This window comes from Lysobacter sp. N42 (assembly GCF_004344885.1).
This window is the reverse complement of the sequence record NZ_SKFB01000001.1, coordinates 121,333-141,718: the sequence shown is the minus strand read 5'-3', so window position 1 is coordinate 141,718 and position 20,386 is coordinate 121,333. Positions and strand designations below refer to the sequence as shown.

17 protein-coding genes and 1 tRNA gene are annotated in these 20,386 nt (G+C 46.5%); 7 read left to right on the top strand and 11 right to left on the bottom strand.

Features of this window, described 5'->3' with window-relative positions; all coding sequences use genetic code 11:
• Positions 1-14 precede the first annotated feature (14 nt).
• The 8 genes from alr to rnr all read right to left on the bottom strand — a co-directional run bounded on the left by alr (position 15) and on the right by rnr (position 7,410).
• Positions 15-1,103, bottom strand: coding sequence for an alanine racemase (alr, locus tag EYQ95_RS00640; protein ID WP_111914701.1), 1,089 nt, complete (start codon positions 1,101-1,103; stop codon positions 15-17).
• Positions 1,103-2,500, bottom strand: a complete 1,398-nt coding sequence (dnaB, locus tag EYQ95_RS00635) for a replicative DNA helicase (RefSeq protein ID WP_111914702.1) — start codon at positions 2,498-2,500, stop codon at positions 1,103-1,105. Before dnaB ends, alr begins: the two co-directional genes overlap by 1 nt.
• 107 nt (positions 2,501-2,607) lie before the next feature.
• Positions 2,608-3,060: a 50S ribosomal protein L9 gene (gene rplI, locus EYQ95_RS00630; RefSeq protein ID WP_111914703.1), complete on the bottom strand. Its 453-nt coding sequence runs from the start codon at positions 3,058-3,060 to the stop codon at positions 2,608-2,610.
• 11 nt (positions 3,061-3,071) lie between these two features.
• Entirely contained in the window at positions 3,072-3,299 is a 228-nt protein-coding gene (gene rpsR, locus EYQ95_RS00625) for a 30S ribosomal protein S18 (protein ID WP_072155060.1), read from the bottom strand.
• Between the two features lie 12 nt (positions 3,300-3,311).
• Positions 3,312-3,638, bottom strand: a complete 327-nt coding sequence (priB, locus tag EYQ95_RS00620) for a primosomal replication protein N (protein WP_111914704.1) — start codon at positions 3,636-3,638, stop codon at positions 3,312-3,314.
• Entirely contained in the window at positions 3,638-4,021 is a 384-nt protein-coding gene (rpsF, locus tag EYQ95_RS00615; RefSeq protein WP_111914705.1) for a 30S ribosomal protein S6, read from the bottom strand. The genes priB and rpsF overlap by 1 nt, the downstream gene beginning before the upstream one ends.
• A gap of 315 nt (positions 4,022-4,336) precedes the next feature.
• Positions 4,337-5,083, bottom strand: coding sequence for a 23S rRNA (guanosine(2251)-2'-O)-methyltransferase RlmB (gene rlmB / locus EYQ95_RS00610; RefSeq protein WP_111914706.1), 747 nt, complete (start codon positions 5,081-5,083; stop codon positions 4,337-4,339).
• Positions 5,080-7,410 carry a ribonuclease R gene (rnr, locus tag EYQ95_RS00605; RefSeq protein ID WP_111914707.1) on the bottom strand — a complete coding sequence of 777 codons (2,331 nt, stop codon included), beginning with the start codon at positions 7,408-7,410 and terminating at the stop codon, positions 5,080-5,082. Before rnr ends, rlmB begins: the two co-directional genes overlap by 4 nt.
• Positions 7,411-7,539: 129 nt before the next feature.
• Between rnr and EYQ95_RS00600 the strand changes: the two genes are divergently transcribed.
• The 3 genes from EYQ95_RS00600 (at position 7,540) to EYQ95_RS00590 (ending at position 12,249) form a co-directional block, all read left to right on the top strand.
• A complete protein-coding gene (locus EYQ95_RS00600; RefSeq protein WP_111914708.1) occupies positions 7,540-9,378 on the top strand; it encodes a DUF885 family protein in 1,839 nt (612 codons plus the stop codon).
• 206 nt (positions 9,379-9,584) lie between these two features.
• Positions 9,585-11,528, top strand: coding sequence for a methyl-accepting chemotaxis protein (locus EYQ95_RS00595; protein WP_111914709.1), 1,944 nt, complete (start codon positions 9,585-9,587; stop codon positions 11,526-11,528).
• Positions 11,529-11,544: 16 nt separating this feature from the next.
• A complete protein-coding gene (locus tag EYQ95_RS00590; RefSeq protein ID WP_111914710.1) occupies positions 11,545-12,249 on the top strand; it encodes a nucleoside-binding protein in 705 nt (234 codons plus the stop codon).
• Between the two features lie 95 nt (positions 12,250-12,344).
• Here EYQ95_RS00590 and EYQ95_RS00585 read toward each other — a convergent pair.
• Positions 12,345-12,431, bottom strand: a tRNA-Leu gene (locus tag EYQ95_RS00585).
• Positions 12,432-12,575: 144 nt separating this feature from the next.
• Here EYQ95_RS00585 and EYQ95_RS00580 point away from each other — a divergent pair.
• The gene (locus EYQ95_RS00580; RefSeq protein ID WP_111914711.1) at positions 12,576-13,070 is read left to right on the top strand and encodes an RDD family protein; all 495 of its coding nucleotides are present in this window, start codon (positions 12,576-12,578) and stop codon (positions 13,068-13,070) included.
• Here EYQ95_RS00580 and lptG read toward each other — a convergent pair.
• Together lptG and lptF are read right to left on the bottom strand one after the other, a co-directional pair.
• Entirely contained in the window at positions 13,067-14,137 is a 1,071-nt protein-coding gene (lptG, locus tag EYQ95_RS00575; RefSeq protein ID WP_111914712.1) for an LPS export ABC transporter permease LptG, read from the bottom strand. The genes EYQ95_RS00580 and lptG overlap by 4 nt on opposite strands.
• The gene (gene lptF / locus EYQ95_RS00570; RefSeq protein ID WP_111914713.1) at positions 14,134-15,255 is read right to left on the bottom strand and encodes an LPS export ABC transporter permease LptF; all 1,122 of its coding nucleotides are present in this window, start codon (positions 15,253-15,255) and stop codon (positions 14,134-14,136) included. Before lptF ends, lptG begins: the two co-directional genes overlap by 4 nt.
• A gap of 258 nt (positions 15,256-15,513) precedes the next feature.
• Here lptF and pepA point away from each other — a divergent pair, with 258 nt between their 5' ends.
• From pepA to EYQ95_RS00555, 3 genes are read left to right on the top strand one after another with little or no spacing between them, the layout of a single operon-like run.
• Positions 15,514-17,016, top strand: a complete 1,503-nt coding sequence (pepA, locus tag EYQ95_RS00565) for a leucyl aminopeptidase (RefSeq protein WP_111914714.1) — start codon at positions 15,514-15,516, stop codon at positions 17,014-17,016.
• A gap of 2 nt (positions 17,017-17,018) precedes the next feature.
• Positions 17,019-17,489, top strand: coding sequence for a DNA polymerase III subunit chi (locus EYQ95_RS00560; RefSeq protein ID WP_165831941.1), 471 nt, complete (start codon positions 17,019-17,021; stop codon positions 17,487-17,489).
• Positions 17,482-20,325 (top strand): valine--tRNA ligase, encoded by a 2,844-nt coding sequence (locus EYQ95_RS00555; protein WP_111914716.1) that lies wholly within the window; start codon positions 17,482-17,484, stop codon positions 20,323-20,325. Before EYQ95_RS00560 ends, EYQ95_RS00555 begins: the two co-directional genes overlap by 8 nt.
• Positions 20,326-20,386 lie beyond the last annotated feature (61 nt).

Here is a 20,386-nt window from a genome sequence, read left to right as displayed (position 1 = left end):
GCTTGTCGTTACACCTACTCTGAATATTCCAACCACACCCGTTTAGCTACGTTACAAAGCAACTCGTATGCAATTGTACCTACGTGCTCAGCAACCTCTTTAACAGGTAAGTGATCGCCCCACAGTTCAGCCGTAGCACCAGGCTCTACGTTATCATCGCCTAGATCAACTGTAATCATGTCCATTGCAACTCGACCGATTAGCGGGTAACGCTTTCCGTTTATCCACACTGGAGTGCCTACCGGAGCGTGTCTCGGATAACCGTCACCATAACCAATCGAAACAATACCTATATTGGTCGATTTGCTAGCCTGCCAAGTTGCGCCATACCCTACAAAATCACCTTCATGAATACGCTTCGTTGAAATCACGTCCGCAAGTAGGTTCATAACCGGTTTAAGGTTTGAGGTGTAACTGTCGGTATCGACCTGATTAACAAAAGGGCAAATGCCATACATCGCCAGCCCTGGCCGAATCCAGTCGGTGTTGTTACCTAGCCCAGCAAAAATAGCAGCTGAGTTCGACAAGGAAGTACCCGTCGGTCGAAGCTCGTTCACAAGGCCTTTAAAAATTTCCAATTGTTCTGCATTTTGTGGATGCTTGGGCTCGTCTGCACAGGCAAAATGGCTCATTAATATCGGTTCGCCAACAACCCACTCACAGGCAGAAAGCTGCTCAAAATGAAGCTTAGCTTGGCTTGGCTCTATCCCTAACCGGTGCATACCAGAATCTACTTTCAGCCACACTTTAAGTGACGCGGGCAAGTTCTTGGCCGCGTACAAGGCATCAAGTTGCCACTGATGGTGCAGTACCGGTTGTAAGTTGCTCGCAGCAAGAAGAGGCAATTGGTCTTCGGAAAAAAAACCCTCCAGCAATACAATAGGTTTGGTAATGCCGTCTTTTCTAAGCTCCATACCCTCATTCAGGCGTGCCACGCCCAACGCATCTACATCGTCTAGCGTCTTCGCTATGCGCGTTAAACCATGACCATAAGCATTCGCCTTAAGCACCGCCAAAATATGCTTTCCTGGCGCTACTCTGCGTATTTCTTGCAGGTTATTTCTTAAAGCCGCTAAGTTTATGTAGGCACGAGCCGGACGCATCAATAGAGATCCTCTATTTCTGCATTGGTGTAATTATCAAAACGAGAAAGCGAGCCATGGAACTTCAGCTTCAACCGCCCAATCGGACCGTTCCGCTGTTTACCAATAATAATTTCTGCTAGTCCTTTGTCTTCAGTGGCATCAGGGTTGTACACCTCGTCGCGATATATAAACATTATCACGTCGGCGTCTTGCTCAATTGAGCCCGACTCACGTAAATCTGAGTTCACAGGGCGTTTGTCCGAGCGCTGCTCCAAAGAACGATTTAACTGAGAAAGAGCGATGACCGGGCAATTCAATTCTTTCGCTAATGCTTTCAGTGAGCGAGAAATTTCGGCAATTTCCAAGGTTCGGTTCTCACTCATACCTGGTACGCTCATCAACTGAAGATAATCGACCATAATCATGCTCACGCCGCCATGCTCTTTATGCACGCGTCTAGCTCTAGAGCGAACTTCTGAAGGTGAAAGGCCACTAGCGTCGTCTATCAAAAGCTTACCGCGAGACTTCATCATTTGCACTGCCGAAGCAATTCGGTTCCAGTCTTCGTCTTCTAACTTACCTGTTCTTATCTTGGTTTGATCAACTCGTGAGAGAGACGCCAACATACGCATCATGATCTGTTCAGATGGCATTTCCAAACTAAACACCAAAGCAGGATGTTCAGCATTCATTGCAGCATGCTCAACCAAGTTCATCGCAAATGTGGTTTTACCCATTGAAGGACGTGCTGCAACAATAATTAAGTCAGAGTTTTGTAACCCTGCCGTCATTTCGTCAAGTTTATAAAAGCCCGTAGACAGTCCGGTAATACCGGTATTATCTTCTTGAGCGGCGAGTTCTTCGATACGCTTTAATGTTTCAGAGAGAATGGAATGAACAAGCTTCGGACCTTCATTTTTCTTCGCCCGCTTTTCGGCGATAGCGAATACTTTTGTTTCCGCAGCTTCTAATAATTCACGGCTATCTTGGCCACTAGTATCATAACCCGATTCGGCAATTTCGTTCGCTACAGCAATCATTTCTCGCAGTACAGCGCGCTCTCTAACAATGTCTGCGTAAGCTAGAATGTTTGCCGCACTTGGCGTGTTTTTCTGAATCTCTAGTAAGTATGCAAAGCCGCCCGCTTGCTCTAGCTCATCGACACTTTCAAGTCTCTCCGAGAGAGTAACAAGGTCGATCGGTTGATTTTGCTCCGCAAGCTTTTCTATAGCCTTAAAAATAATGCGGTGAGCATTAAGGTAAAAATCGTCGTGTATTACGCGCTCAGAAACATTGTCCCACGCATGATTGTCGAGAATTAACCCGCCCAAAACCGACTGCTCAGCGTCTATAGAGTGTGGCGCTGTTTTTAAAGCTTCAATTTTAGAGTCTTTTTTCTTGAGTTGCTCAGCCATAGAAGAACTTCGTTATCGTTATAGGAATCTTACTGATGATACACACCAAGCAAAAAAAAAGCAGCACACAAGGTGCTGCTTCTTCTCTTACTTTCGAACTTTTTTACTTACTCAGCTGCTTTAACAACCAAGTTGATTTTCGCAAAAACGTCCGCGTGCAAATGAAGTTCGATCTCGAATTCACCTGTTTCACGAATAGTACCGTGAGGCATCAAGATTTCGCTCTTCTGAACTTCAACGCCTGCAGCAGTAACTGCGTCAGCGATGTCACGAGTACCTACAGAACCGAATAGTTTACCTTCGTCACCTGCTTTAGACTCAATAACAACTGCTTCTAGTGCGTTTACTTTTTCAGCGCGCTCTTCTGCAACTTTAAGGTCAGCAGCAAGTTTCGCTTCAAGTTCAGCACGACGCTGTTCAAACATTTCAACATTTGCTTTAGTTGCTGGAACCGCTTTTCCTGATGGGAAAAGGAAGTTACGTGCGTAACCTGGTTTTACAACTACTTGGTCGCCTAAGCCACCTAAGTTTGCAACTTTGTCTAATAAAATTACATTCATCGCGTTACTCCTTACTTGTGGCCATCAGTGTATGGCAGCAAGCTCAGGTAACGAGCACGCTTGATTGCGCGAGCTAGTTGACGCTGATACTTAGCTGAAGTGCCAGTAATACGACTAGGAACAATTTTACCGCTTTCGGTAACGTAGTTCTTTAGTGTTGCGATATCTTTGTAATCGATTTCTTTAACGCCTTCTGCCTTAAAACGGCAGAACTTACGACGACGGAAAAAACGAGCCATGATGTTCTCCTGTTAAACCTGTTCTATATTCTGTGCGTGCAGTACCAACTTACCCATTCCATGTTTATCTTCATGTCGTTGAATAAAGCCTGTTACTTTTATTGCATCGCCCAGAGTTAAAAGTTGTGACCATCGCTGGGACCATTCTCCACTCGCTATCACCTGCATTCTTGCGTAACACTGCCTGGGCAGTTCTGCTTCTACTTGTGTTGAACGATGTTCTAACACCAAGTGCAAATGCGGTATTCCAGCGGGGCTCTTACTTTGCCGTGGCGGTTTTACCAACACACCACTTAAAATAAGTTGATTCACTCCCAGCTCATCAACCTTGTCAGCCATTATTCGCTAGCTGATTCAGTCTCTGTAGTTTCTTGCTTCGCTTCGCGACGGTCTTCTTTGCCTTCTTTAGGCTTTGCGAAAGGAGAAGGCTCGTTGATAGCCTCGTCTTTACGCATGATCAGGTTACGCAGAACCGCGTCGTTGTAGCGGAAAGTAGTTTCCAGCTCTTCAATCACTTCAGCTGAAGCTTCTACGTTCATAAGAACATAGTGAGCTTTGTGTAGCTTGTTGATTGGGTAAGCTAATTGACGGCGACCCCAGTCTTCCAAACGGTGAATAGTACCACCACCTTGGTTAATGGTTTCGCTGTAACGCTCAACCATGCCTGGAACCTGCTCGCTTTGGTCCGGATGAACCATAAATACGATTTCATAATGACGCATTAAGTGCTCCTTATGGATTAAAGCCTACGTTTAGCTCAGCCCGGCTAACATTGAGGCAAGGAACTTGATAAGTTAAAGGGCTGATTCAAGCGCGGCGATTGTACGCAAATTAAGCACACAATACAAGCCTGGATCAGCGATATAGGCGAGGTTTTAAGGTTTTATTCTCGGTCTTGGTTCTTCAACTTTTTCCATTCACGAAAAAGTCGACGCACAAACAGGCCCAAAACGACAAGTAAAACGAGTGCTATCATCCACTTAATGGAGTTACACAGCCACAATGGCTGGCAATTTAGGCCTATTTGTATATCCATACTACATAGAGCTGCGCTGGCGAACAGCTTCGAATAACGTAACCCCAGTAGCCACTGAAACATTCAAACTACTTACAGTTCCTTGGAGCGGTATAGAAATGAGTTCGTCGCAATGCTCTCGAGTAAGTCGGCGCATACCCGTACCTTCAGCACCCATAACAAATGCAACCGGGCCTTTGTAATCATGTTGATACACTGACGTTGTGGCTTCGCCAGCTGTTCCGTATATCCACACCCCTAACTGCTGCAAATCTTTTAGTGCTCGAGCTAGGTTTGTTACCACAACAAAAGGAACAATTTCAGCTGCACCACTCGCAACCTTACGAACTGTACTGTTGAGCGCCGCAGACTTGTCTTTAGGCACTATTACAGCCGTTACGCCGGCTGCATCTGCCGTACGTAAACACGCACCTAAATTGTGAGGATCCGTTACTTGGTCCAGCACCAGAAATAGTGGCGCGCCAGCAGCATTATCAACTAGGTCAGGTAAGGCAGACTCGGTAAGTTGAGGCGCAGGTTGCACAACCACCAAAACACCTTGGTGGTTACCGCCGTCCGCTCGTTGATCTAGTGTTTTCTTTAAACAGAACTGCGGACGAATTCCTGCCTTTTTAGCCAGATCTACAACGGGCTGCACAGTGTCTTGTGTTTTTTCCTTTTGTACAAACAACTCCAGAACTCGCGTTGGCGCGTGCTCTAATATTGCGGCAACTGAATGCAACCCAAATACTTCTTCTTTTTTACTCATTTCTTGCGAGCCCTTGTCTTTTTCTTACCTGCTTTAGCTTTCAACTTCTTACCTTTTGTCGGCTTCTTCGACCGAGGCAAATCTGACTTTTTAGCCTTCCCTCTCCCTTTTGGCGGCGTTCGTTTAGGTGTAGACGGGGTGGCTAACTCTGTCTCACTCGCTGTAGAGCTCAACAGCATAAAGTTAATCTTCCGTTCATCTAGGTCAACACTCGCCACTCTTACTTCTGCACTATCTCCAATGCGGAAAACCTTGCGCGACTGCTCACCGATCAATAAGTGTCGTTCAGCATCAAAATGATAATAATCGCCAGGCAGCTCACTAATGTGCACCAACCCGTCAATCATCAACTCTGGAATACGAATGAATAAACCAAAGTTGGTTACCGAACTCACAACACCTGAGAATTCATCGCCAACATGGTCCTGCATATATTCACATTTCAACCATTCATCCACTTGGCGTGTGGCTTCGTCGGCGCGTCGTTCAGTAGACGAGCAATGCGGACCTAAAAAATCTAATTGTTCGTCGGTATAAAAACACGCACCTTCAAGGCCAGCCAGTTCTGCCTTTTTGGTCTTCAGAATGTGTTTAATCACTCGGTGCAAAATCAAGTCTGGGTAGCGGCGAATAGGTGAAGTGAAGTGTCCATAGGCTTCCAACGCCAGTCCAAAGTGCCCACGATTCTCCGCACTGTAAACAGCTTGCTGAAGCGAACGTAGTAGCATCATTTGAATGAGTTCTTTGTCGGGCCGATCTTTAACTTGGTCGAGCACCGAACTAAAGTCGGCCGGTGTTGGCTTCTCATGGCCAGGCATGGTTATACCCAACTCGCCTAACAGTAATCTGAAACCTTGCAAACGCTCTTCGTCTGGTAGGTCGTGAATTCTGAATAAGGCTTTCGCCTCGTGCTTCTCCACAAATTGAGCAGCAGCAACGTTGGCCATAATCATGCACTCTTCAATGAGCATGTGCGCGTCGTTGCGTTTTACCGGCACTATTTTGTCTATCTTGCGCTGAGCATTAAAAATAAACCGCGTTTCAACTGTATCGAAATCTATAGCTCCGCGTTGCTCGCGCTTAGCACGCAATACTTTGTACAAAGCATGCAATTGTTCAATAGTAGTGAGCTGATGCTGATAACGCTGCCTCAGCTCAGGGTCGCCTTCCAAAATTTTTGCCACTTTAGTGTAGGTAAGACGAGCATGAGAACGCATCAATGCCGGATAAAAAGTATAATTTTGCAGCTTACCGCGACTGCCAATTTGCATCTCTGCAACCATACACAAACGGTCGACATCAGGGTTTAACGAACACAGTCCATTCGACAGCTTTTCTGGCAGCATGGGAATAACGTGATTCGGAAAGTAAACAGAATTACCACGGTCAGTCGCTTCCCGATCAAGCTCTGTTCCAACCCGCACGTAATGACTTACGTCAGCAATAGCTACCCATAAACGAAAGCCTTTTCCGTCGGGCTCACAATATACGGCGTCATCAAAATCTCGTGCATCTTCACCATCAATGGTAATTAACGGCAACTCCCTGAGATCAACACGACCTTCTTTGTCCGAATCTTGCACTTCCTCCGCAATTTTTCCGACTTCTTCTAGAACCTGAGCCGACCACTCTTGCGGTATGCCGTGCTCGCGAATGGCCATTTCAATTTCCATTCCCGGCGCCAAGTGTTCGCCCAACACTTCTTTAATACGCCCCACAGGAGCACTTCTGCGCGTTGGTCGGTTAAGTAGTTCAGCAACTACAATTTGCCCTTGCCGCGCGCCATGACTCGACTCAGGAGGAATAACAATGTCTTGGCTAAGGCGACTGTCGTCAGGAACCACAAAACCTAAGCCTTGCTCAACAAAGTAGCGTCCTACTACTTCTTGTTTGCCCTGTTCAATAACTCTCACTACTCGTGCTTCTTGTCGACCCTTAGCGTCTGACTTTCCGGCTTTAACCAACACCGTATCGCCATGCATGACACCTTGCATCTGATGGTGTGGTAAGAACAAATCCGGCCCTTCAGTTTCCAGTTGCACAAAGCCAAACCCGTCTCTGTGCCCTATAACTCTACCTTTTTTTAAATCCATACGCTCCGGCAAGCCGTAGCTTTCACCTTTGGTATAAACAAGTTGCCCATCACGCTCCATAGCACGTAACCGTCGCTTAAGACCGATTTGCTGGCGTTCATCAGTAAGTTTATATTTTTCGACAATGCGACTAAACGGAACGGGTTTAAGCTCTGCTTTCACCGTTGCTAGCAGTTCGTCGCGCGAAGGAATTTCTACATCGTAATGTGGTGGTGTCGATTTATCTTCTGACATAGTTTCTCTTGTTTAATCAAGCCTCAGCACTAATAAGTCTGGGCTTTTCAGGCATTCTGTTGCAGTATAACAGTGACAATCTAGACCTGCGAGATAATTACAAATTCAATCACGACAAGGTACCCACTCATGAGAAAAATAATACCCCTCGTTGTCGTATTTTTTCTTGCCGCCTGTGGTCAAGCTCCACAAACAGAAACGCAAGAACAAGATACTATGGCAAGCCAAGCAGAGCACACCGAAGCATTTAATACTTGGTTAGACGAACAGTACGAAATCATGTTGCAACGCAGTCCTATGCAGCTTACCACTATGGGTCGCAAAGACCGCTACGGTGAACTCGACGATATGTCTGTCGAAGGTGAAGCTGAAAATTTAGCGTTCTACCAAAACATGGTACAAACCATGCGCGACACATTCGACTACGACGAGCTAACTGCAGACGCAAGACTGTCTTGGGACATCATTGAATACTCACTCGACCGTCAGCAATCGTCTGCAGAATTTAACGAATACGGTTATATCTTTAATCAAATGCAAGGCGCTCATACGGGTCTAGTACAATTTATGATTGCCTACCACCGTGTCGACACTGCAGAAGACATGGAAGCTTACATTTCTCGCTTAGGCGAACTTGCTCGTGCTATCGGTCAGCTAACAGAACGTGCCCAAAGCAATGCGGAAGCGGGTATACGCGCTCCTCGGTTTGCCTACGACACTGTTATTTTAGAAACGCGTGGACTTATTTCTGGACAACCATTCGACGACAGTGAACGACCTTCGCCGCTATGGTCTGACGTAAATAATAAGGTTAACGCTTTATTAGAAAATGAAACCATTACTGCTGATCAAGCTGATAGCCTTAAGCAACAAGCTTCAGAAGCATTAGTGAGCGAAGTTCAACCAGCTTACGCGGCTCTTGCGAACTGGCTGGAAGCAGACATCGTGAACACCGTGGTTAACCCCACAGGTGTGAATCGTCATGAAGGTGGCTTAGCGTATTATCAAGACCGCTTAAAGCAGCACACCACAACAGATCTTACTGCTGATCAAATTCACCAGATTGGTTTAGACGAAGTCGCTAGAATTCGTGCACAAATGGAAGACATTCAAGAGCAAATGGGCTTTGAAGGTACATTTACCGAATTCTTTGAATACATGAGAACCGACGAACGTTTCTTCTACCCAGATACAGATGAAGGTCGCCAAGGTTACTTAGACGATTCTACGGCATACATCGAAGCCATCACCGAAAAGCTTCCGGAGTACTTCGGTATTCTTCCGCAAGCAGACCTAGTGGTTAAGCGTGTTGAAGCCTATCGTGAGCAAGACGGTGCAGCACAGCACTATTCTCGCGGAACGCCAGACGGTTCCAGACCTGGTGTTTACTATGCACACCTTTCAGACATGACCTCTATGCCTAAAACCGACATGGAAGCGATTGCTTACCACGAAGGTAATCCTGGTCACCACATGCAAATCTCTATTGCACAAGAGTTAGAGAACATTCCGAAGTTCAGAACCACAATGTTCTTTACCGTGTTCGTTGAAGGCTGGGCACTATATGCGGAAGAACTGGCAGTTGAAATGGGTGGTTACCAAGAACTTTATTCAGAGTTCGGCCGCCTAGGTTCAGAAATTTGGCGTGCAGTTCGTTTAGTTGTAGACACTGGTATGCATGCCAAAGGCTGGACAGAGGAAGAAGCATTCGAATACTTCATGGCGAATGTTCCAACCGCTGAAGCATCAGCCCGCTCTGAAATTCAACGTTATTTGGTCATGCCAGGACAAGCAACTTCCTACAAAATGGGCATGATTAAAATCCAAGAGCTGCGTGCTCACGCTGAACAAGAGTTAGGTGAAAACTTCGACATCAGAGGTTTCCACGACACAATTCTAGGTGGTGGTGCATTGCCGTTACCGCTACTTGAACGCAGAGTTATGCAGTGGATTGAAGAAAGTCGTTAATGAATTGCATTTGATTTAGTGATCCGCAAAAGGAGCAGCTTTCATGTTGCTCCTTTTTATTTGCTCTTATTGCTTCCCACCTCACAACTAATCCCCCAATTTCCCTAAAGTTTTTTATCTATCTGCTCGATGTATATCGTGTATTTTTCAAACAACTGAACTATGCTGTTTGAATTGCGATTTCGTTTCTTTCATCGGAATTACTTATGCTCAATTTAAATCAATTAAAGCTGAAAACCCTTTTGGCAGGGGCCATGACCTTAGCCCTGTTCTTAACCATTCTCATCAGTTCGTTCGTAAATATCGTCGGATTCTCTTCCATGTTTTACGAAGTTACCGAACAAGAGCATTTGCCGAATGTTGTTGAACGCGCAAAGTCTCAAATTGAATCGGAATTACGAACTCCTATCGCACTTTCTCAAAGTGTTGCGCAAAATACTTTTGTTCATGATTGGATTGAATCGGGCGAGAGCCGTTCCGAATTAAATGACGTTCTCGACTACATGCAAAGCTTTGTTGACCGCAACGGAGCAGCTACCGTGTTTTGGGTTGTAAACGGAAGCAACAATTACTACACCGAATCTGGTCTATTCAAGCAAGTGTCCAGAAGCGTTGAGCGAGACTCTTGGTTTTTTAACTTTATCGAAAGTGGCCAAGACATGAACCTCAACCTAGACCCGAATGAAGAAACCGGCGCACTCACTGTATTCGTAAATGTGAGAGCTGAAGATGATAGAGGCAATGCACTCGGTGTTGCCGGCCTTGGTTACGACGTTTCTTCAATTATATCTCTGGTCAACGACATTCAGGTTGGTGAAAACGGTTACATGTTCTTGCTAGACGGTAACGGAAGCATCGTTGCTCACCGCGACAGTAGCAGTGTGAACAAGTCACTATCATCGATTAGCCGTTACGGGGAAATGTCACGCCAAATTTTGAATTCGGGCTCAAACTACCAACTACTCACCGGTGAAGTGGACGGAGAAGAATATTATGTAGCGACTTCAGGCCTAGCAGGACTAGACTGGAAACTTGTTACGCTTATGCCGAAAAGTGAGATTACGGGCAAGGTAAGTACCGTAGTTTGGCTCTCTGTTGGGTCTGCTATCGTACTCGCAGCATTATTCGTACTGCTCGCTTGGTATATTGCCAGCAAAGTGAGTACCAATATCACCCAAGTTGGCGACCGCTTGAAAGAAATGTCCGCTTCAGGTGGCGACTTAACTCAGCGTTTAGACGACACAACCGACAACGAGCTTGGATACTTGGCAGGCGGCTTTAACGCTATTCTGGCGAAGTTCTCTGACTTGGTTAAGGAAATCCAAGAGGCAGAACAAGCGATTAACCAGAGCGTTAAAAACTTACGTAAAACTTCTGAGCAGTCGGTAGACTATTCCGACGAACAGCAGAAACAAACGCAAATTGTCGCATCAGCTATTAACGAGATGGGTCACACCATCGCAGACGTTTCATCGGTTGCACATAAAACAGCTTCAGACACAACTAGCGCAGTGAACGACACGCATGAAACCAATGAAGTTATGCAGCACCTCTCAAGAACCATGACCGAGCTTGCAGAGTCGATGAAACAGAGTGAAAACTCAATTTCAGATTTGGCTAGCCAGGCTGAAGCCATTAACTCTGTGGTCGACGTTATCAACGGCATTTCAGAACAAACTAATTTACTTGCACTGAACGCTGCTATTGAAGCAGCTCGCGCAGGTGAGCAAGGCCGAGGCTTTGCCGTAGTGGCCGACGAAGTGAGAACGCTAGCGAGTCGTACACAAGATTCTACTCAGGAAATTAGAAATCAAATTGAGCGCTTGCAACAAGCAACTTCAGTTTCACTCACGTCAATACAGGACGGCACGAAAAGCAGTATCGAGCTCTCCGAGCGCGCGCAACAAGCGTCTAGCGCACTAGAAGCTATTCGCGCAAGATTTGACAGCATTAGTGAAGGCAACCACCAAGTGGCGACCGCAACTGAAGAGCAAACTACAGTTGTTGATCATGTAAACGAGTCAGCGCAGCAGATTACGTCTATGGCCAACAGCATTCACGAAAGTGCGACAAGCCAAATACAAGAAGTAGAAACACTGACAGCAAGAGCTCAGCACATGAGAGAAATTGTGAGTCAATTTAAGGTTTAACCAAGGGAACAAAGACATGAAAAAAATAATATTGTCGTTAACCTTCTCGTTGCTTTGCTTTGGCCAAGCACATGCTGAAACACAATGGTCTAGCTACAGCCTGACGTATTTGAACGGCTCCGACTACGAGGTTGGTGACCCCGACCGCGAAGTGCTTACCTTCGAGTATGCAGCAGGTACAAGCTGGGGTAGCCTATTCACATTCTTCGACCGCTTAGAGTCCTCTAACGGTTTCACAGAAACCTACGGTGAGTTCTCTCCGCGGGTACGCATGATGTCATTCGACGAAGGCGGTTTTCTTCAGGCTATTTCGGCAAGTGGCACTATAGAGGTAGGCCAAGGCTTCACGCATTACCTTTATGGTATTGGCTCAGACTGGTCAGTTCCCGGCTTCAGCTACTTTAATGTTGATCTGTACCGCAGAAACAACGACGGTGGTGAAAGCAACTGGCAAACCACAGTTGTATGGGGCATCCCTTTCGCCATCGGCAATAGTAAATGGCTTTACGACGGATTCATGGACTGGACTTCAGAAGTCGACGACGACAACCGTGCAGCAAGCATGAACCTTACTTCTCAATTAAAATGGGATATAGGTCATCACTTCGGCATGTCTACCCCACTCTATGTTGGCGTGGAATATGTTTACTGGACCAACAAATTCGGCATTGATGGCGTAGACGAAAGAAACGCGAATTTATTGGTGAAATGGCATTTGTAAGCAGGCTGACCTTTTTCAAGCTCTAAAACGCAAAAAACCGACTCGAGAGTCGGTTTTTTATTGCGCTTACTTTTGCAAGTAAGGTAGTGCACGAATGGTACCAGAGGCCGGACTTGAACCGGCACACCCTCGCGGGCGGCGGATTTTGAATCCGCTGCGTCTACCAATTCCGCCACTCTGGCTTTGGTATCCGTGCCGTTACCGCTTGCTTCACAAATGTGTCACCTGCGGAACGAGGTGAATTATACGGAAGCCTTTGCCTTAATCAAGCAATCTATTCAAAAATTCGGTAGAATTTTCGCAAAATAAAAACGAGAGATGAATTTATGAGCAGTACCGGGTTTCCAAGAGCAGGTTTCTTAGTTCGCATTGGCGCTATTGTATACGACTTCTTAGTGGTTCTTGCGGTTCTTATGTTTGCAGTAGCCGTTGCACTAGCTTTTAGTGTTGCGCTCGACAAAACAGGAATTTGGCCATTGGGAGAAGCTGTAGACCATGCAGACCGGCTTTCCGGCAGCATTCTGTATACGTTGTACTTACTTACCGTGTTATTCGGTTTTTTTGCACTCTTCTGGCACCGTGGTGGGCAAACACTGGGAATGAAAGCTTGGCGCCTTCGTGTGCAAAATGAAAACGGCAAACGAATTAGTTGGAAACAGGCCTTCTTACGCAGCGTAACGGCAATTGTTGGGTTGGGTAATCTTCGCGTTATTTGGGCTAAAGACAAGCTTGCGTGGCAAGACAAGATCGCCAAGTGTGAAGTTGTACGCCTTACTCCAGAAGCTAACCAGTTTAAGAACTGGAAGGAACAACAGCGTTAAGCTCTGCGCTGTTTCACCAGGAAATAAAGAGCAGCACTGGCAAATAACAAGCTAGGCATAATGGCAGCGAGCGCAGGTGGTACTTGGTATACCTGCGCGAACGGTCCAAACACCTCGTTCGACACATAGAACACAAACCCGGTGATCACACCAAGCAACACCCGTGCGCCCATCGTTACAGAACGTAGCGGCCCAAAAATAAACGACAGCGCCACAAGCAACATAACCGCCACAGTTACCGGCGCAAATACTTTACGCCACAGTGCCAATTCGTAACGACTTGCGCTTTGGTTGTTGTCTCTTAAGTAACCCACATATTCGAGTAGCCCAGAAATCGGTAACGACTCTGGCTTCACTGTAACAACACCTAGCTTCTCAGGCGTTAAACCTGAACTCCAGGGCATTGTTACCACCTCTTCAGTAGTCACCTGCTGCTCTGAAAACTCGGTGATGGTTACGTCGTCGAATACCCAATCGTTACTGATATAACGCGCGTGCTCGCTTCTAATAACGCGAACCAGCTCTAAGTCTTGGAATTCGTATACGGATATGTCGTTTAATGAACCGGTATTTTCAACCTGATCAATATGAATAAACGCGTCACCGTCTTTTGCCCATACTCCTTGGGGGGCACTAATCAACGCGCCTCCAGAAACAGCTTGCGCTCTTAACTGGCGAGCTTCTGCTTCAGCTTCTGGTGCGACCCACTCACCAATGGCTAACACAGCGATCATCATCACCACGCTAGCCTTCATGACCGAGCCCATTAAATTAAGTTTGGAGCGCCCTGCTGCCATCATCACTACGAGCTCAGAGTTATTCGCCAATGCCCCCATACCAAGCAAACCACCGAGCAAAGTGGCCATAGGGAAAAACATTTCTACGTCGCGCGGAACACTTAATAATACAAAAGCTAAAACGTCCATCATGTCGTAGGTGCCACGCCCTATTGCGCGTAATTGTTCGACAAAACGAATAAGCGTAGAAAGTCCTGTAAGCACGCCTAGGCTTACAAACGACATAAGAATAACGGTTTTACCAATATAGCGGTCGAGAATACTAATCATTGCAACCGCCTCGTTAGCTTGGCCCAGGTTTTTTGCCCTAAAGTGCGGTCTTTCATCAGCAGTGAAACACCAATCAACAGCAAGCTAAAATGAACCCACCATAGGCCCAACCACTCAGGTACGCGCTCAGCCCCAATAGCCCGCTTAGTGGCCATAAGAATCATGAAATACCCCAAGTAAATTAGTATTGCCGGCGCCATGCGAGCAAACTTACCTTGTCGTGGATTTACCCTACTTAACGGCACAGCAATCAGGGTAAGTAGAGGCATGGCTAGTGGAATTGCGATGCGCCACTGTAGTTCGGCATTGGCTTGAGCTGAGTTGTCAGCAAGTAACTCCAACGTAGTTAAAGACTCGAATTCTTGTGCTGTGACAGTTTCGTCACGCTCTCGAATTTGCATTTGATAAGTGTCGAAGCTCATAACTTGATGGTCTAAAAACCGTAAGCTTTGCGAATAACGTCGGCCGTCATTAAGCTTTAGCAATTGCGCACCGTTAGCCGCTTCTTGGATTTCTCCCGTGGAAGCCATCACCACACTAGAGCGAACGTCTAGGTTATTATTTTCCAAGTCGTCTAAGTTAGGAATTTGTGCCAGAAAAACACGCTGTAATTGCTGGTCGCTGTTCACACTTTCCACAAACATAACGCCACGCTTGTCTGCAATAGCTTGGAATCGCCCACTTTGAATAACATTCAAGCCCGCTTCATTTTGTGCAGACTCGGTTAACCTCTCTTGCTGGGCTAACGCTAAAGGCCCACCCCATAAAGTAAGAGCTCCAGTAACCAATGCAACAACTAGCGCAAAAACTAAAGTGATTCTGGTGACATACCATTCACTGATACCACACGCATGCAGTACCGACATTTCGTGGTCGGTATAAAGTCGACCGTGCGCCAGCAAAATCCCAAGAAATAAGCTGATTGGAAGAATAAGTGCGGCTAGCCCAGGAACTTGCAAACCAACAACCTGAAATATCAAACCGGTAGGTAATTCACCTTCAGAAGCCTCTGCAAGCACTTGAACAAACTGCTGACTCAAAAATATGGTCATCAAAACGGCAAATACAGCGATTTGCGCTTTAAAAGACTCCTTGATGAGGTATCGAAAAATCAGCACTTCGTTAGGCCTTAACTTAGTTTTTCACTGGAAATCGTCAGATATTTAAGTAAACTCTGTATTTTTACAAGTTTAATTCAAATTCGTATACTAACGTTAACTTCTTTTGGTGAATTTGAACATAAATAGACGCAGACATCATTCTTTTAGTTCACTCGCGTACTTTCAGCGGTGTTGCGTTTCTTTCACACAAACTTGAATAAAATCATGGGGAATAATGCCATGATTTAACTTATCGCACCAGACAACGGAGCTCTCATGGAATTCAGTGTAAAAAGTGGTAGTCCAGAAAAACAACGTTCAGCATGTGTAGTGGTTGGCGTTTTTGAGCCGCGTAGGCTTTCTGGAGTCGCTGAACAGCTCGACAAAATTAGCGATGGCTATTTAAGCAATATTCTTCGCCGCGGCGATATTGAAGGTAAAGCAGGGCAAACCCTACTTCTTCACAACGTACCGAATATTTTAAGCGAACGTGTACTTCTCGTAGGCTGTGGTAAAGAGCGCGAGTTAGACGAGCGCCAATACCGTAAAATCATTGCGAAAACCATTAGCACCCTAAACGACACTGGGGCGATGGAAGCTGTGTGCTTTTTAAGTGAATTGCACGTAAAAAGCCGCGACACATACTGGAAAGTTCGCCACGCAGTAGAAGCTGCACACGATGAGCTTTATACGTTCGACCAATTAAAGTCGCACCGCGAAGAGCCTAGACGCCCACTTCGGAAGCTTATCTTCAATGTACCTACTCGCCGTGAACTCACGATTGGTGAGCGCGCAGTAGCGCATGGTTTGAGTGTATCGAAAGGTATCAAAACGTGTCGCGACGTGGCGAACATGCCACCGAACATCTGTAATCCAATTTACTTAGCTGAGCAAGCCGAAGAGTTAGGTAAACAATACGACAACCTAACTGTTGAGCGTGTTACCGAAGCCGACATGGAAAAACTAGGTATGAACGCATACTTAGCGGTAAGCCGAGGCTCTGAAAACGACGCTGTTATGACACTTATGCACTATAACGGTGCTGGCGACGACAGTGCGCCTATCGTACTGGTAGGTAAAGGTCTAACCTTCGACGCAGGTGGTATTTCTATCAAACCGTCTGAAAACATGGACGAGATGAAGTACGACATGGGTGGTGCAGCTGGTGTTTTAGGTACTATGCATGCATTAGTCGACCTACAGCTCAAAGTGAATGTTATCGGCGTAATTGCAGGCTGTGAAAACATGCCAGACGGCAACGCGTACCGTCCAGGTGACATTATTCGCTCGATGTCTGGGCAAACTATTGAAGTGCTGAATACCGACGCTGAAGGCCGTTTGGTGCTATGTGACGCCCTCACCTATGTTGAGCGCTTTAATCCAGACACAGTTGTCGACGTAGCTACGTTAACCGGTGCCTGTGTCATTGCTTTAGGACACCATGCAACAGGGTTAATGAGTACTCACAATCCATTAGCACATGAATTACTCAATGCTTCAGAGCAAAGTGGCGACCGCGCGTGGCGCTTACCGATATGGGACGAGTACCAGTCGATGATCGACAGCCCATTTGCAGACATGCAAAACATTGGTGGTCGCGCAGCAGGTTCTATTACCGCGGGCTGCTTCTTGTCTCGTTTTACCAAAAAGTACCACTGGGCACACTTAGACGTTGCCGGTACGGCTTGGCAAGGCGGCAAAAATAAGGGCAGTACAGGACGACCTGTTCCAATGCTTACACAGTTCTTACTGAACCGTTTGCACGACGAGGCACAATAACCTTGGCACAAGCGACCTTTTACACGTTAGACACCATTGGCGACGAGGCAAAAGAACGTTTCGTCGCACAATTGATTCACAGCAAAGTGAGTCAACGCCAACGTGTGCTTGTGTTAGCTGAAAGCCAAGAGCAAGCCGAACAGTACGACGAAATATTATGGCAATTGCCCAGCGACCATTTTGTGCCGCACAACCTTATAGGTGAAGGACCATCGCAGGGCACGCCAGCTATTATTGCGTGGGGAGAAATTCCGCAGAACATTAGTCACCGCCATGTGGTGATCAATTTAAGCGGTAAGCCTTTACAGCCTCCCTTTCGCATCCAGCAAATTATAGAGCTAGTTCCTGTTCACAAAGAACAACGGGAAAAAGCTCGTGACAACTATCGACACTACCGCCAACAGCAATGCAATTTAGCAAACGTTGTTGCCGTTCTCGAACCAGATACCGAAACCGAAGGAAACCATGGATAAGACCTACACTCCCGACGCTATCGAAAAACGTATTTACGACAACTGGGAAAAAGCAGGATATTTTAAACCTGCTGGAACCGGCCCTTCTTACTGCATCATGATCCCACCACCCAATGTTACGGGTAGTTTGCACATGGGGCATGCGTTTCAACATACGTTAATGGACACCCTGACACGCTACAAGCGTATGGACGGTTACAATTCGCTGTGGCAAGTGGGCAGCGACCATGCCGGTATTGCCACGCAAATGGTGGTAGAGCGTAAACTTGCAGCGCAAAATGGTCCAACGCGCCACGAGTTAGGTCGTGAAGGGTTTATCGACAAAGTATGGGAATGGAAAGCAGAGTCTGGCGGAACCATTACTCAGCAAATGCGTCGTTTAGGCGACTCGGTCGACTGGGATCGCGAACGTTTCACCATGGACGAAGGTTTGTCAAAAGCCGTACAAGAAGTGTTTGTTCGCTTGTACGAAGACAATCTTATTTATCGTGGTAAACGCCTAGTTAACTGGGACCCGAAACTCAAAACTGCAATTTCCGACTTGGAAGTTGAGAACAAGCAAAGCCGCGGTAAAATTTGGCACTTAAAATATCCACTCGCTGACGGCGTTACTACAGCCGACGGAAAAGACCATTTAGTGGTCGCCACCACTCGCCCTGAAACCATGTTAGGCGACTCTTGTGTAGCGGTACACCCAAAAGACGAGCGCTACCAAGCTCTCGTGGGCAAGCACATTGAACTGCCTTTAGTGGGCCGTAAGATTCCAATTATTGCAGACGACCATGTCGACCAAGAGTTCGGTACAGGCTGTGTGAAGATTACCCCTGCGCACGACTTTAACGACTACGAAATTGGTAAGCGCAATAACATGCCGCTGATAAATGTGCTGTCCGACGACGCACATATTCTTTCTGCTCCAGAGGTTTTCGACCTTAACGGTAAAGAAAACACTGAGTTTGCAGCCTCAATTCCGGCTGAATTTGCTGGTATGGAACGTTTTGAAGCGCGTAAAGCTATTGTTGCTGCATTCGAAGCTGCTGGTTTACTTGAGAAAGTTGAAGAGCACGACAACAACGTGCCGTATGGTGATCGCAGTGGCGTAGTCATTGAACCGTACCTAACCGACCAATGGTATGTCAGTGTTGCACCGTTAGCTAAAACAGCAACTGAAGCTGTAGAGAATGGCGACATTGAGTTTGTTCCGAAGCAATACGAAAACATGTACTTCAGTTGGATGCGCGACATTCAAGACTGGTGTATTTCACGTCAGTTGTGGTGGGGACACCGCATTCCAGCTTGGTATGACGAAGAAGGCAATGTCTTTGTCGGTCGTAACGAAGCTGAAGTGCGTGAAAAGCATAATCTTGGCGACCGTAAACTTTCACAAGACAACGACGTGCTCGACACTTGGTTCTCGTCTGCGTTATGGACGTTCTCGACACTCGGCTGGCCTGAGAATACGGACGATTTAAAAACCTTCCACCCAACTGATGTATTGGTGACCGGTTTCGATATTATCTTCTTTTGGGTTGCGCGCATGATTATGATGACCATGCACTTCCTAAAAGACGAAGACGGCAAGCCGCAAGTTCCGTTTAAGAAAGTGTATGTCACGGGTCTTATTCGCGACGAGAACGGCGACAAAATGTCGAAATCTAAGGGTAACGTAATCGACCCACTCGACATGATAGACGGTATTAGCTTAGACGCTTTGCTTGAGAAAAGAACAGCAAACATGATGCAAGATAAGCTTGCAGACAAAATTACTAAGCGTACCAAGAAAGAATTCCCGAATGGTATTGCGGCTCATGGTACAGACGCATTGCGCTTTACCCTGGCAGCACTTGCCTCTACCGGTCGCGACATTAATTGGGACATGAAGCGTTTAGAGGGCTACAGAAACTTCTGTAACAAGCTTTGGAACGCAAGCCGTTATGTGTTGATGAATACAGAGTCTCATAAGTGCGACCGCCCTCTTTCTGAGCTTGAGCTTTCACTTGCCGACAAGTGGATTATTGAGCGTTTCAACCAAACCGTTGAGCAGTTCAGAAGTGCATTAGACAACTACCGTTTCGACCAAGCTGCATCTATTGCATACGAGTTCACTTGGAACCAGTTCTGTGACTGGTACTTAGAGCTCACCAAGCCAATTTTGCAAAATGGTACTGAAGCGCAACTTGAAGGCACACGTAGCACGCTAATTCAGGTGCTAGAGCAGCTGCTTAAAATGCTTCACCCACTACTACCGTATATTACGGAAGAAATTTGGCAGAAAGTGGCGCCGCTTGCAGGTGTTCATGCCGAAAGCATTATGGTTCAAGCCTACCCGCAAGTTGAAGATTCGCGTTATGCGGAATCACTTGCAGACATGGAATGGCTGAAGCAGGTTATTACGTCTATTCGTACCATTCGAGCGGAAATGGACTTAAGCCCGAACCAAAGCTTAGACGTGCTGGTTGCGAACTCTGACGAACAAGTACAGCGCCGTATTAACGAAAACGAAGCGTTCTTAAAGGCTCTTGCTAAGTTAGACAGCATTGGCTTCTTGCAGCCTGGCGAAGAAGCGCCAGCAAGTGCAACTGCGCTTGTGGGCCGTGTTGAGCTTCACATTCCTATGGCTGGCTTAATCGACAAAGACGCGGAGCTTGCGCGATTAGACAAGGCAATCGACAAGGCTAAAGGTGAACTGAAGCGCGTTCAAGGTAAGCTTTCTAACGAAAACTTTGTGAGCCGTGCGCCTGCAGATGTTATCGAGAAGGAAAAAGCAAAGGCTGCTGAGAACGAAGCTACGTTGCAACAGTTAGAACAACAACGTTCTAAAATCGCTGCGATGTAATTGAAAGTTAGAATCACCACTCGTACGGACCGCTGTGCGGTCTGCACGGGTGTAGTGAACT

Bases quoted from the DNA above. Each gene is read 5' to 3' on its own strand.
- dnaB (WP_111914702.1), bottom strand. From the start codon at position 2,500: ATGGCTGAGCAACTCAAGAAAAAAGACTCTAAAATTGAAGCTTTAAAA.
- priB (WP_111914704.1), bottom strand. From the start codon at position 3,638: ATGGCTGACAAGGTTGATGAGCTGGGAGTGAATCAACTTATTTTAAGT.
- pepA (WP_111914714.1), top strand. From the start codon at position 15,514: ATGGAATTCAGTGTAAAAAGTGGTAGTCCAGAAAAACAACGTTCAGCA.
- EYQ95_RS00555 (WP_111914716.1), top strand. From the start codon at position 17,482: ATGGATAAGACCTACACTCCCGACGCTATCGAAAAACGTATTTACGAC.
- rnr (WP_111914707.1), bottom strand. From the start codon at position 7,410: ATGTCAGAAGATAAATCGACACCACCACATTACGATGTAGAAATTCCT.
- lptG (WP_111914712.1), bottom strand. From the start codon at position 14,137: ATGATTAGTATTCTCGACCGCTATATTGGTAAAACCGTTATTCTTATG.
- rpsF (WP_111914705.1), bottom strand. From the start codon at position 4,021: ATGCGTCATTATGAAATCGTATTTATGGTTCATCCGGACCAAAGCGAG.
- rplI (WP_111914703.1), bottom strand. From the start codon at position 3,060: ATGAATGTAATTTTATTAGACAAAGTTGCAAACTTAGGTGGCTTAGGC.
- rlmB (WP_111914706.1), bottom strand. From the start codon at position 5,083: ATGAGTAAAAAAGAAGAAGTATTTGGGTTGCATTCAGTTGCCGCAATA.
- EYQ95_RS00580 (WP_111914711.1), top strand. From the start codon at position 12,576: ATGAGCAGTACCGGGTTTCCAAGAGCAGGTTTCTTAGTTCGCATTGGC.
- rpsR (WP_072155060.1), bottom strand. From the start codon at position 3,299: ATGGCTCGTTTTTTCCGTCGTCGTAAGTTCTGCCGTTTTAAGGCAGAA.
- EYQ95_RS00595 (WP_111914709.1), top strand. From the start codon at position 9,585: ATGCTCAATTTAAATCAATTAAAGCTGAAAACCCTTTTGGCAGGGGCC.
- EYQ95_RS00600 (WP_111914708.1), top strand. From the start codon at position 7,540: ATGAGAAAAATAATACCCCTCGTTGTCGTATTTTTTCTTGCCGCCTGT.
- alr (WP_111914701.1), bottom strand. From the start codon at position 1,103: ATGCGTCCGGCTCGTGCCTACATAAACTTAGCGGCTTTAAGAAATAAC.
- EYQ95_RS00590 (WP_111914710.1), top strand. From the start codon at position 11,545: ATGAAAAAAATAATATTGTCGTTAACCTTCTCGTTGCTTTGCTTTGGC.